The sequence below is a fragment of the Brachybacterium sp. UNK5269 genome (assembly GCF_049266655.1).
In the GTDB taxonomy this organism is placed as follows: domain Bacteria; phylum Actinomycetota; class Actinomycetes; order Actinomycetales; family Dermabacteraceae; genus Brachybacterium.
The window spans coordinates 41,120-51,642 of the sequence record NZ_CP184884.1 but is presented as its reverse complement, the minus strand read 5'-3'; the positions used below and the strand labels follow the sequence as shown (position 1 = coordinate 51,642).

Annotated in this window: 15 protein-coding genes; 3 read left to right on the top strand and 12 right to left on the bottom strand. The window is 69.4% G+C overall.

The genetic code is table 11. The annotated features are described in order from the left end of the window. Window positions 1-172: 172 nt before the first annotated feature. The 12 genes from ACOJUI_RS17060 to ACOJUI_RS17005 all read right to left on the bottom strand — a co-directional run bounded on the left by ACOJUI_RS17060 (window position 173) and on the right by ACOJUI_RS17005 (window position 8,650). The gene (locus tag ACOJUI_RS17060) at window positions 173-625 is read right to left on the bottom strand and encodes a hypothetical protein (RefSeq protein WP_422117725.1); all 453 of its coding nucleotides are present in this window, start codon (window positions 623-625) and stop codon (window positions 173-175) included. A 58-nt stretch (window positions 626-683) separates the two neighbouring features. After that, complete coding sequence (locus ACOJUI_RS17055) at window positions 684-995, bottom strand: hypothetical protein (protein WP_422117724.1); 312 nt, start codon at window positions 993-995, stop codon at window positions 684-686. A 66-nt stretch (window positions 996-1,061) separates the two neighbouring features. Continuing rightward, entirely contained in the window at window positions 1,062-1,487 is a 426-nt protein-coding gene (locus ACOJUI_RS17050; protein WP_422117723.1) for an LPD25 domain-containing protein, read from the bottom strand. A 38-nt stretch (window positions 1,488-1,525) separates the two neighbouring features. Beyond that, entirely contained in the window at window positions 1,526-1,765 is a 240-nt protein-coding gene (gene nrdH / locus ACOJUI_RS17045) for a glutaredoxin-like protein NrdH (protein WP_422117722.1), read from the bottom strand. Window positions 1,766-2,161: 396 nt separating this feature from the next. Further along, window positions 2,162-4,033, bottom strand: coding sequence for a hypothetical protein (locus ACOJUI_RS17040; RefSeq protein ID WP_422117721.1), 1,872 nt, complete (start codon window positions 4,031-4,033; stop codon window positions 2,162-2,164). A 247-nt stretch (window positions 4,034-4,280) separates the two neighbouring features. Continuing rightward, the gene (locus tag ACOJUI_RS17035) at window positions 4,281-4,514 is read right to left on the bottom strand and encodes a hypothetical protein (protein ID WP_422117720.1); all 234 of its coding nucleotides are present in this window, start codon (window positions 4,512-4,514) and stop codon (window positions 4,281-4,283) included. 71 nt (window positions 4,515-4,585) lie between these two features. Further along, entirely contained in the window at window positions 4,586-4,801 is a 216-nt protein-coding gene (locus tag ACOJUI_RS17030) for a hypothetical protein (protein ID WP_422117719.1), read from the bottom strand. Then, window positions 4,798-5,184, bottom strand: a complete 387-nt coding sequence (locus ACOJUI_RS17025; RefSeq protein ID WP_422117718.1) for a hypothetical protein — start codon at window positions 5,182-5,184, stop codon at window positions 4,798-4,800. The genes ACOJUI_RS17030 and ACOJUI_RS17025 overlap by 4 nt, the downstream gene beginning before the upstream one ends. A gap of 33 nt (window positions 5,185-5,217) precedes the next feature. After that, complete coding sequence (locus tag ACOJUI_RS17020; RefSeq protein WP_422117717.1) at window positions 5,218-6,321, bottom strand: C40 family peptidase; 1,104 nt, start codon at window positions 6,319-6,321, stop codon at window positions 5,218-5,220. Beyond that, the gene (locus tag ACOJUI_RS17015; RefSeq protein ID WP_422117716.1) at window positions 6,318-6,824 is read right to left on the bottom strand and encodes a hypothetical protein; all 507 of its coding nucleotides are present in this window, start codon (window positions 6,822-6,824) and stop codon (window positions 6,318-6,320) included. The genes ACOJUI_RS17020 and ACOJUI_RS17015 overlap by 4 nt, the downstream gene beginning before the upstream one ends. Next, window positions 6,824-8,392, bottom strand: coding sequence for a hypothetical protein (locus ACOJUI_RS17010; RefSeq protein WP_422117715.1), 1,569 nt, complete (start codon window positions 8,390-8,392; stop codon window positions 6,824-6,826). The genes ACOJUI_RS17015 and ACOJUI_RS17010 overlap by 1 nt, the downstream gene beginning before the upstream one ends. Window positions 8,393-8,398: 6 nt before the next feature. Beyond that, complete coding sequence (locus tag ACOJUI_RS17005; protein WP_422117714.1) at window positions 8,399-8,650, bottom strand: helix-turn-helix domain-containing protein; 252 nt, start codon at window positions 8,648-8,650, stop codon at window positions 8,399-8,401. A gap of 145 nt (window positions 8,651-8,795) precedes the next feature. Here ACOJUI_RS17005 and ACOJUI_RS17000 point away from each other — a divergent pair, with 145 nt between their 5' ends. The 3 genes from ACOJUI_RS17000 to ACOJUI_RS16990 are packed head-to-tail and all read left to right on the top strand — an operon-like array spanning window position 8,796 to window position 10,523. After that, window positions 8,796-9,416 carry a DUF6668 family protein gene (locus tag ACOJUI_RS17000; protein ID WP_422117713.1) on the top strand — a complete coding sequence of 207 codons (621 nt, stop codon included), beginning with the start codon at window positions 8,796-8,798 and terminating at the stop codon, window positions 9,414-9,416. 13 nt (window positions 9,417-9,429) lie between these two features. Then, a complete protein-coding gene (locus ACOJUI_RS16995) occupies window positions 9,430-9,744 on the top strand; it encodes a hypothetical protein (RefSeq protein WP_422117712.1) in 315 nt (104 codons plus the stop codon). Between the two features lie 11 nt (window positions 9,745-9,755). Further along, window positions 9,756-10,523, top strand: a complete 768-nt coding sequence (locus ACOJUI_RS16990) for a hypothetical protein (RefSeq protein WP_422117711.1) — start codon at window positions 9,756-9,758, stop codon at window positions 10,521-10,523.

The following is a 10,523-nucleotide window of genomic DNA, read 5'->3' as shown; positions in this document are numbered from 1 at the left end:
GTCGTTCTCCTTGGGCGGGGCGAAGGGAGGAGCCGGGACGGCCCCTCCCCCGCTGTAGTCACCGGGCCGGCTGCTGCTTGCTGCCGGGCACGTGGACGTGCTCACGGGGAGTCTCCTGTGCTTCGGTGCATCCATTGTTGTCAATAGAGTTACTAGGGTCAATATTGCTGGGTTAGTTCGTTCCCTCCGTGGCCTCGATGGTGGGCAAGCTGCGGCCGGCGCACCCCGTGCGGCGCGGCGGGTTCAGCTCGTGTAGCAGCTCGCGCGGGTCGGCCCGCCAGGCGCGCACGGTGGCCTCGGGCCAGCCGGCGGCGATCGCGTGCCGGGCCTCGTCGCCGCTGGCGAAGCCTTCCCACTGTGGGTCGTCTGAGAGGGCGATGGCGAGGTGCCGGCGCGTGAGTTCCATGCCGGTGCAGATGAGGCCGGCCGGGTCCTCGTGCACGTGGTGGGAGCGCGAGCCGTCGTAGCCGCCTCGCACGAAGATGTGGCCGCATCCGGGGCAGCTCTCCCCCGGCAGCAACGCGCCGCGGCTGTAGCGGAGCCGGTATCCCTCGAGGGAATCGTCTGCGGCCCGGGCGGCTGCGTCCTGTCGGGCGAACTCGTCAAAGATGGACAGTTGCTCCATGGTGACCTCCTTGGTTGTGGCTCCATTATCTCTAATAGAGTTATTGGGGTCACAAGGGTTAGCCGATGCGGTTGGCGATCGCGGGATGTCTGCGGCCGGCCTCGCTCGTGCCGCATCCGTCGCATGTGGCGGTGCCGCATGGATCGGGAGTGGCGGCGGTGAACTCGGCGGCATAGGGGTAGCCCCACTGGTCCTCCATCCACTCGGCAGCCTCGTCGGTGGCGGGGTCGCCGGTGTCGGCGCTGGTGTGTCCAGCCAGGGCGAGGGCGCACTGTTCGCACAGAGTGAGGGCGAAGGTGTCGGGGGTGTCGGCGGGAAGCTCGTAGGCCTCCATGGAAGGGCTGACGTAGATGGCGGGGGCGCGGTGCATGGTGACTCCTTAGCTGGCAATGGGGTTAATAGGGGCCGGCGGGGAGGGCCGCTGGCCCCTGGGTGGTCAGGCGAGGTAGTAGTCCCGGCCGAGGCGCTGCGCCTCGATGCAGCGGACGATGTGGTCGGCGTCGCGCTGCATCTCGTCCAACTGCTCCTCGGTGCGGCCAAAGCCGCGGAGCATGGGGCGGGCGTGCTTGGCGAAGCCGCTGATGTGCTCAGCGAGGGTGGGGGTGTCGCATCCAAGGTCGTAGCGACCCTGCCATGTGCCCTGCTCGCCGTTCTGGGTGAACTCGATCAGGAACCCGGTCTTGGTGTACCCGCCGCGGCCGGCGCGCTCGATCAGCTCGCGCACGTGCTCGGCCTCGAGGAGGGCGGCGCCGTAGCCGAGGGGGAGGGCTTGGCCGGCCATGCGCTCGAGGTGCGAGGCCTCGCTCCACTCGATCGTGAGGGTGGCGGTGGCGTCGACGGTGCGGGTGGCGGTGTTCGGCATGATGACTCCTACACTGGTAATAGAGTTATTAGGGTGATTCAGGCTGCACGGACCAGGGCCTTGATGCGGTCCGGTCGGAACCCGGACCAGTGGCCCTCGTCGGTGACGACGACGGGAGCCTGCACGTACCCCAGGGCCTTGATCTTGGCCAGGCCGTCGGCATCCTCGGTGACGTCCACGACGTCGTAGTCGATGCCCGCCTTGGTGAGCGCCCGCTTGGTGGCGTCGCACTGCACGCACAGGGGCTTCGAGTAGACGGTGACGGTGGTGGCGTTCATGGTTCCGATCCTCTCTGCTGCTTCCTGATGTGCCCTCAGTCTATAATGCTGGCAATACCAGCACACCCTATTGCCGGTATTACGTCGATGTAGTTTGCGCAGGTCAACCGGCACCCGCTTGGCAAAACTCCCTTCTTCTTCCGCGTGTCCCCAGCTCCTCTAACGTCCCCATGCAGCTGCCGGCACCGATACGCTCACCGGCTCCCACACCCTCGATGCGCTGTTGTTGGGGAACACCATTTTTTTGCTGTAGCTCCTTGGTCTGGACCACAGGCCCGGGACCGAGCTGGGGCCGGCGGGTGATTCTCGGAAGTCGGGGACGCGCTGGTCGGGTACGGCTGTCAACGCGCCTTCCTGCCCTGACGCGGGCGCAGAGCGCCGGCGTGGGGTCGTCTCTTAGGCAGCGGTCACCGCGGCCGCTCGTGTCGGATGCTGCGCCTGGAGAGGGTCGGGCTGCTGGTTGTCCTCGAGCAGCAGTGCGCGGGCGGCGCGGTAGTCGGCGCGCCCGCCGCGTCGGGGGTGGGCGCCGTAGCTGGTGGTCTCGTCGCTGGGGATCAGGGCGAGCTGTCCGTGGCCGGCGCGTCGCTGGGCGGGGGCGCGCCGGGGTGAGCGCATCCACGCTTGCTCGGCCTGCCACCAGGTCCACAGGTCGCGCTCGAGGCGGTAGGTCCGGGCTCGGCTGGCGAGGCGGCCGCCGGTGCCGTAGCGGGTCGCGGCGGGGGCTCGTCGGTCGCGGCGGGGCCGTCGCCACCCGTGGGTGTCGACCAGGAGCACGCCGGCGTCGACGAGACGGTCGAGAGTGCGCAGGGTGCGCGCGAGGGAAGCACCCGTGAGCTGGGCGAGAGCGGCTGCGCTCTGGGGGTGGGGGGTGCTGCGGGCGTAGAGGTTGCCTGCGTGGTGTCCGAGGGCTCCGGGGGTGAAGGCATCGTGCGCGGCATCCGTGGTGCGAGCGGTGAGCTCAGCGAGCAGGGCGGTGCGTTCGGCGGCGCCGGTGTGGGTGCGGGGGGCGCGTGTATCCACTTGTGACCGACCCTCGGGCGGGGTGCTGTGGATAGCGGTGCTCGGGCCGATCGTCCAGCGAGCGGCGTGCGTTCCTTCGGCGGGGGAGTGCTGAGCGATCCATCCCTCGGCTGCGAGGCGCAGGAGGCCCGTGCGCGCGGTTTCGCGGCCGATGCCGGCCAGGAGTCCCAGGCGTCGGATATCGGCCTCTACAGAGGCGCTGAGGCCCTGGAGAGCGAGCACGCACAGGGCGTCGAGGACTCGGCGGTCGGTGGGGCCGGCGGGGGTGGCCCAGCGGCCGGCGGAGGCGTCGGCGCGCTGCTGGATGGTGCGCACGTGGGCGGCGATCGCTCCGGCGCGCTCGTCGAAGGTGGGGTCGTCCTCGCTCTCGCGACGCGGGTTGGCGGCGACCCATTGCACGGCGCGGTTCCAGTGATGGGACAGCCTCTCAGCGGCCTGCGCGGGCGTGCGGGGCACGCGGGTGCCGCGGGAACGCTCTGTGCGGACGTGGGCCATGCCGGGGCGGTCAACGAGGGCGGCGACGTCCTCGTATCGCCACCTCGAGGCGGCGGCGCCGATCAGGATGCGCCACAGGACAGCGGAGGCATCGCCCATGGCTGCGTCCTCCTCGAGCGCGGCCGCGCTGGCGCGAGGCAAGGGCCGGCGCGGGCCGGCGAGGTATCGGTGCTGGTGCTTGTCCACGGGCAGGGGCCGGCGGGCGGTGGGCACGTGCGCGGGCTCGGCGGCCTCGACGAGCTGCGCGGCGTGCTCGGCTGCGGCGCGGACCTGCGCGGCGGTGCCGGTCGGGGCGGTGAGCGCGCCGACGCTGCCGGTGATGACCTCAGAGACGCCGCCCGCGCGGTGGGGTGCTCCGGGTGGGCGCACGCATCCGGCGGCGGGGTTGGTCAGGGGGGAGAGGTCGAGGGTGGGGCACAGGTGCCGTATGAGGCGGGCGAGCCCGGCCACGGTCTCGGGGTCGACGGACTCGGCAAGGGCGGCCCAGACGTGGCGGCCGCCGCCGGGGCCCGATGCGCACACCACGGGCTCGAGGCCGGCGCGGGACAGGATGCCGGCGGTGACCTCGGCGTCACGGGCAGCCGCCGCGGCCGCACCGGCGGTCTTCGCGTCGTGGTCGAAGCACAGCAGCTCGTAGGTGCGGTCGGCGCCGGTGAGGTAAATCGCCCAGGGAGTCTCCGGGGGAGTGGGGCCGACGCGCTGCGTCGCGGAGTAGAGGTTCTGGACGTCGCCGTAGGCATCGACGCTGGCCACGCGCACAGTGGGGCGCGGGCTGATGGTCTGGGTGAGGAGCCACGGGTCCGGTTGCTGAGGGGTCGCGGGCGTGTGTGTAGACACGCCGGGCTGACCGCACTTGCCTGCGGTCGATCGACCCCCGTATCCTGGGGGCAACAACTGAGGAACCTCCTTAAAGGTTCGCCCTCGGGGCTAGCTGGTAACTGGCTCCCGAAGACTTCTGAATCGCCCTCGACCTGCGTCAACAGGTCGGGGGCGAAGTCTTTTATCCGGTCTTGCGGTCGATGCTCAAGCTTGCTTGAGCGGTTCCAAGCTTGGCCTGCTCGAGGTCCAGCTCAGCGATCCAGGGCACGAGAACCCCAGCGGTGATGTCCGTGACGGACTGCCCCGTGAGCTCCGCGTACTCGTAGAGCTTGTCGCGGCTCTCAGTGGGGATGCGGGTCTTGATGTCCGCACGGTCGCCCTTGCTGGGCCGACCACCACTTCGTCTCTGGGTCATGAGAATGACGCTACACGCTCGCGGGCGTTCCTGGAACAGAGCGCGTGGTGTGTCGTGCTCCAGTTTCGTCATCACCGGGCCTCGACGTACGCAGCGTTGGCGTCGAACAGTTCGTTGAGCGCTTCCTCGACACGGGCGACTGCCTGGTGTCCGTCGCCGAGCGCCGTTTGAACCTCCTCGCTTGTGAGAGCCCAGGGGCCGATTGCGTGTTCCATGTACGCCCGGGCGGTCCGGCTGCTGCCCCAGGCTGCTTCGAGAGACCGCATGGCTCGGTGCAGCGTGCTCATTGGCAGGCTTGGGTCGTTGTGGGGGCGCGTGCGCGGAGTTGGTTGAGATGGTTGGTGATCTGCTGTCTGAGTTTGTTCGTGCGCTCGGGGTCAGCGTCGTCTTCACTGTCGGGCTTCGATTGCCCATAGGTGTTGAGGAGAGAGACCTCCTCACTGGCCCACTCGTCGATCACAGCAGCGAGGTCCGCCAAGGCATCCTCGAAGTGGTCATGGCGGCGATGTAGGTAGTCGAGATGAGCGCGTCGTGATGCTCGGATCTCTGAGCGGTTGGCGATGAGCAGCGAACCGACTATGCCGACAATGCTGGCAATGATGGCAGCTGCGGCTGGTTGCGCGAGAAGCGTGGCGGTTCCGGTGAAGAAGGCGTCGATCAGTTCGAGCATGAGGTCTCCTGGAGTGGGCACATCGGGGCGCCGTTAGGCACCCGGCACTTCAGCCGGGACGCGGCGGATGCCGACGAAGGCGCTGGCGTTGAAGCGAGTGGGGGAGATGCGGACTTCCATGGCGGTGCGGGATGCTTCGATCACCTGGTCGTTGCCGATGTACATGGTCACGTGGCTGATGCCGCTGGAGCTGCCGACGCCGCCGGTGCGGCCCCAGGCTTCGTAGATGAGGTCGCCGGGCTGCACGTCCTCGACAGCGACGGGGTAGGCGGCGAGGAAGTCGTATTGGTCTTGGGTGACGCGGGGGAGGTCGCGGTAGCCGGCTGCGGTCCAGGCGTAGGCGACGAAGGCTGAGCAGTCGATGCCGCCGGGGCCGGGGCCGTCCATGGTGCCGCCGCCGAAGTCGTAGGGGGTGCCGATGATGCTCTTGCCGCGGTCGATGACTGCCTGGACGTCGCCGTTGGCGACGGGGGCGGCGGTGCAGCTGCCGGCTGCGGCGACGACGTCGACGCCGGCCAGTGCGGCGATGATCCGTTCGGCGTCGGGTTGGTGCTTCGCGTAGGCGTCGGGGTGGGCGCTGCCTTGGACGGTCTGCGCGGCGACGGTGGGCGCCATGTGCTGCCAGCCGAACACGTCGACGAGTCCGGGGAGGTGGTAGCCGGCGGGGCCGGCGGAGCCCGGGCCTTCGTAGGTGATGTCGTGGCCGAGGAAGAACTTCTCCGCGGCGTAGGCGACGTCTTGGACCTGGTCCTCGGTCCCGTACCAGCCGGGGAGGGTGCGCTGCTGGAAGGGGCCAGCATCGCCGCCGGCGCCGGTGGGCTGGGTGTTGAGCCCTAGCGTGCTCTCCTGCATCGCGGTCATGAGGCCGACGAGCTGCGCTTCGTAGGGCAGGTCGTTGTCGGCGGCCACCTGCATGATGATGGCGGCTGTCTCGAGCTGGTGGGCGTTGTAGCCCTCGACCTCGGGGAGGTCGCCGGCGACGGTGAGGGCCTGGGTCCCGCCGCCGGGACCGCACGCTGCGTTGGATTGCTCCTCGCTGCCGCTGAGGAGCATCACGGCGGCGGGGACGATCGCGAAGGGGACGGAGAGGACGGCGCCGGCGGCCAGGGCGATGCCGGAGCCCTTCTTCTCGCTCACTCCTCGCCTCCTGCGATGGGTGTTACTGCCGAGGTCTTCCACTCCTCGCCGGTCTTGACCACGGTCACCTCATAGGTGGCCACGTCGGTGGTCACGCGGAGGACGGCGGAGCCGACGCTGGCGCGGATGATGGCGGGGTCTTCGGTGACCTCGGTGTCGGCCACCTTGTAGCCGAACCGGTTGGCGTAAGCCTGCTGTGCCGGTGGCGCGAGGGTGGCTTGTAGGGCTTCCTGCCATGCCATCTGGTCGAGGGTGGAGCCCTGCACCCAGACGTCCATGGTCGCGCGCGCAGCGGCGATCGCGGCCTGTTCGTCGTCCTCGCTGGCGGACGCGGGGACCGGGCCACCCTCCTGGGTGGGGTCCTCGGGCTCGGGCTCGATCGGCCGACCCTCAAGCTCGGTGGGAGCAGTCTGGGCGGGCTCGGGGTCGCCGGCGCATCCAGTGATCAGGGCGCCGGCCCCGACGGTCAGTGCCAGCAGCGCGGAGCGGCGGCTGACGATCATTAAGACACCGCCTCGAGCTGCGCGGCGAGGTTCCGCGCGACAGCGCCAGCCGCCTCCTGGTAGGAGCGCTGGGTCTTGTCCGCGAGCTGCGCGTAGTCGATCTGGCCGCCGTTCTTGAGTGCCGGATCGAAGGGGACGGGGAGAACGGCGCTGACCTGCTGCTCGAACCGCTCAGCGATCGAGCGGGCGACGTCGAAGTAGGCGGGGTCGCCGTTCTCGGGCTCGAGGTCGTGGATCAGCACGACGGCCTCGTCGACGAGCCGGTCGTGGCCGCTGGCGCGGAAGCTGCGCATCATCTTCTCCGCTGCGTCGGCCGAGTCGTAGGAAGCGGCCACAGGGATGACGAGCTGGTCGGCGGAGTCGAGAGCGGCCCGGAAATGCGAGGCACGGATGTTGTTGCCGGTGTCGACGACGATCAGGCGGTAGAACCGCTCGAGGATGTCGTGAATGGTGGCGAAGCCGTCGGCGTCCACCATGTCCTGGCGGGTGGGGTCCTCGTCGCTGGCGAGCACGTCGAAGTGGCTGTCGCCCTGGGGGCGCACGAAGGCGTCGAGGTCGCCCACGCGGATGCTGTCGAGTCGAGACGCCGCCTCGAGGAGATCCACGACGGTACGCGTATGGCTGCCGGTGAGGCTGCGCGCACCGAGAGTGCCCATCGTTTCGTTGGCGTCCCAGGCGGCCACGTACCCGCCGCGGAAGATGCCGAGCACGGCCGCGAGGAGAGCGGCGGTGGTCGTCTTCCGCGCGCCGCCCTTGGGGTTGGCCACCAGGATCGTGCGGGTGCGCTGGAAGTTGGTCTGAATGACGGCGCGCAGCTGGCGGAAGTTCTCGGCCTCGGCGCGTTCACGAGCGGCGCGGCGACCCTCGTCGGCGGCGGCGGCCTCGGCTTCGGCCTGCTCGCGCGCACGCTGCTCGCGCTCCTGGTCGAGGGCTTCGCGGCGGTGTGCGAGTTCGGCCGGCGAGGGATCGATCTTGGTGCCGAGCAAGCTGTTGAACCGGCCGCGGGCTCCCTCCTCTGCCGGCTGCGCGGCGCGGGTGGTCCACTCGGGGTCCTCGGGGGCCGGTGCCGGCTGCGGCTCGAGCTGCGGGTGCGCGGCCTGCTCAGGAGCGGAGGCCGGTTGCGGTTGCGGTGCCCACGTGGGGTGATCGTTCTGCGGCGCCCAGGTGGGTTGTTCGACTGCGGGACTGCCCTGGTCCTGCTCCCACGTGGCAATGGCTCCGGCTGGGGTCGGCGCAAGGGGAGAAGGTGCCACGGCCGCCGGCGCCGGCGCGGCGGGCCGGGCGGACCGGCTGCGCTTGCGGGGCGTGGTGGGGTCCTCTTCCACGGTGCCGTTGGGGTGGACGATGAGCATCCACTGGCCGTCGGGGTCGGTGACCTCGGCGCGCACGGGGCGGCCTAGCTTGGCTGCCGTCGCGGTGATGCGCGCGAGGACCTGACCACGGGCGTCCTCGATGGAGCTGCCACGTACGGGCGTGGTGCTGCCGCTGATGGTGACATGGGCGGTGCCGTCAGGGTTGAGCGTGGCCGCTACGTGTGGCCACGTCGAGGGGGTGGGTGCCGAGGTCATGGCTTTCTACTCCTTGTTGGGGCGTGCGTTGCTCCCGGCGCGCATCGTGGCTTTGAGCTCATCGCGCACGACGAACCAGGTCGAGCCGACTTTGTAACCGGGGATCGTGCCTTCACGGAGCCAGCCGTAGACGGCTTGCTTGGTCAGTCCGAGCAGCTCGGCTACGTCGGCCGCGGTCATGGACGCAGGTTGGTCCTTGAAGAGCGCATCGAGGCCGTCGGTGTCGGTCATCGAGAACACCCTGGCTGCGGTCCACATAAAACGATGGTATACGGGGACACCCTCTGTCGCCAGGTATTGCACAAAATCACTCGATATACCTCTCTCTTGTTGATACTGATCGGTTCGACTACGCTGGGCAGTGAAGCTACGGTGAGACCATGATCACGGATCGGGGGATACGGTGACCAACTCGCACAACCCGTGGGTCACTCGCACACCTGAGCCCGTAACAGAGCCGCAGCCAGCGGCGATCCATCATCGCCCGTCCCCTGCGACGGGACCGACTGCGCCGCAGCCGGGAGTGCCGGCGCCGGCGCGTGGGGCTCAGCTGGCAGTGCGTGAGGTCTGGTCGACACCCGCCCTGTGGGTGCTCGGAACTCACGGTGGGGCCGGGGAGAGCACGCTGGCCGGCCTCGCCCCGTCCTGGGAGTCAGCGGAGCACACGTGGCCCCGGCCCGTCAGCGGATTGCCCGCCCCGGTGCTGCTGGTCGCACGGACCCACATGCGCGGTCTGCTCTCCGCACGGGCTGCGGCGACGCAGTGGGCGGCCGGGATGGTCCCTCATGCCGATGTGGTCGGCCTTGTACTCATCGCAGATGCTCCCGGTCGTCTCCCGCGCGCATTGCGGGAGCTGGCCCAGGTGGTCTCCGGCGGTGTTCCACGGACCTGGACGGTGCCGTGGCATGAATCGTGGCGGCTGAGCGAGTCACCGACTCTCGCGGACGCTCCGCGTGCAGCTCGTCGGGTGGTTGACGAGCTGCACGGCATCATCCCCAACCCTCGCGCCGATGGCGTGTCTTGAAAGGAAAGCAACCATGGATCAGGCAATCGCTTTGCTCAGCGCGGCGCAGGACTCCGCGGCGCACGTGCTTCTGGCGGGCAACGTCCCGAACCCCGGCGGCGGTTCGGCTCCCCCCGGCGTGGGCGAGAAGTTCCAGGAGGTCATGGGATGGGCCAAGTGGGTCTGCCTCGGTATCGCGGTGCTCGGCATCATGGCCATCGGCGCCATGATGACCGTGGGGTCGCGGCGCGGTGAGGGCGGCGAGAAGGTCGGCGCGCTCGGCTGGGCGCTCGGCGGCGTCGTCATCATCGCTGGCGCGTTCTCCCTCGTCGGCTTCCTCGCGGCCTGAGAGAGGCCGACATGGCTGCCGACGAGAACAACGAGAACAACGAGAGCCCTTTCACGCGGCCGGGATTCATCGTCTCGGCCGTCGTGGTGGCACTGGTGCTCGTCCTCGGAGCGATCCTGGGGACACTCGGCATCGTGAATGCGACGCGGGACGAGCCGACGACTGCGCCGACCGTGACCGCTTCGGAGGACGACCCTCAGCAATCCAGCAAGCCGGCCGAGGAGCCGGAGCCGGCAGCGGGAGCGAGTATCTGCGGCCTCAAGGGCGAAGTGCTCGAGGGCACCGTGGAAGAGCCGCCGGCAGCCGAATGGGAGTTCCAGGGCACGATCGGCTATCCGACCTCGAGCAAGTACGGGCCGGGGAAGACCGACGAGAACGGTGTCCGGTCCTGCTTCCAGCACTCCCCAGAGGGAGCGCTGTTCATGGCCGCAAACGCGATGGCGCAGAGTTCCTACCCAGAGACCTACGAGCCGTGGCTGCGCTATGCACTGTCAGAGGGGCCCAACCGGGAGGCGATGCTCTCGGAGGACGCCGAGCCCTCCGATATGGCGGGCACGCGGGTGCAGATCACCGGGTTCCGGGTGCTGGACTACAGCGGGACCGCGGCGACGATCGACCTCCTCGCTTCGGTGACCACTGAGGGTGAGTCAGCGGAAGTTTCCGCTGTGCTGCATCTCGTGTGGGAGGACGGCGATTGGCGCCTGGACTCGAACCAGGCGGAAGGCGTCGATGTAGGAACGGCGCCCTCAACCGGCGGATACACAGCGTGGGAGCAGTGA

What these genes read in the sequence shown, in the direction of transcription:
- ACOJUI_RS17055 (WP_422117724.1), bottom strand. Translation starts at nt 995, where the DNA reads ATGCACCGCGCCCCCGCCATCTACGTCAGCCCTTCCATGGAGGCCTAC.
- ACOJUI_RS16995 (WP_422117712.1), top strand. Translation starts at nt 9,430, where the DNA reads ATGGATCAGGCAATCGCTTTGCTCAGCGCGGCGCAGGACTCCGCGGCG.
- ACOJUI_RS17005 (WP_422117714.1), bottom strand. Translation starts at nt 8,650, where the DNA reads ATGTGGACCGCAGCCAGGGTGTTCTCGATGACCGACACCGACGGCCTC.
- ACOJUI_RS17060 (WP_422117725.1), bottom strand. Translation starts at nt 625, where the DNA reads ATGGAGCAACTGTCCATCTTTGACGAGTTCGCCCGACAGGACGCAGCC.
- nrdH (WP_422117722.1), bottom strand. Translation starts at nt 1,765, where the DNA reads ATGAACGCCACCACCGTCACCGTCTACTCGAAGCCCCTGTGCGTGCAG.
- ACOJUI_RS17025 (WP_422117718.1), bottom strand. Translation starts at nt 5,184, where the DNA reads ATGCTCGAACTGATCGACGCCTTCTTCACCGGAACCGCCACGCTTCTC.
- ACOJUI_RS17030 (WP_422117719.1), bottom strand. Translation starts at nt 4,801, where the DNA reads ATGAGCACGCTGCACCGAGCCATGCGGTCTCTCGAAGCAGCCTGGGGC.
- ACOJUI_RS17050 (WP_422117723.1), bottom strand. Translation starts at nt 1,487, where the DNA reads ATGCCGAACACCGCCACCCGCACCGTCGACGCCACCGCCACCCTCACG.
- ACOJUI_RS17015 (WP_422117716.1), bottom strand. Translation starts at nt 6,824, where the DNA reads ATGATCGTCAGCCGCCGCTCCGCGCTGCTGGCACTGACCGTCGGGGCC.
- ACOJUI_RS17010 (WP_422117715.1), bottom strand. Translation starts at nt 8,392, where the DNA reads ATGACCTCGGCACCCACCCCCTCGACGTGGCCACACGTAGCGGCCACG.
- ACOJUI_RS16990 (WP_422117711.1), top strand. Translation starts at nt 9,756, where the DNA reads ATGGCTGCCGACGAGAACAACGAGAACAACGAGAGCCCTTTCACGCGG.
- ACOJUI_RS17035 (WP_422117720.1), bottom strand. Translation starts at nt 4,514, where the DNA reads ATGACCCAGAGACGAAGTGGTGGTCGGCCCAGCAAGGGCGACCGTGCG.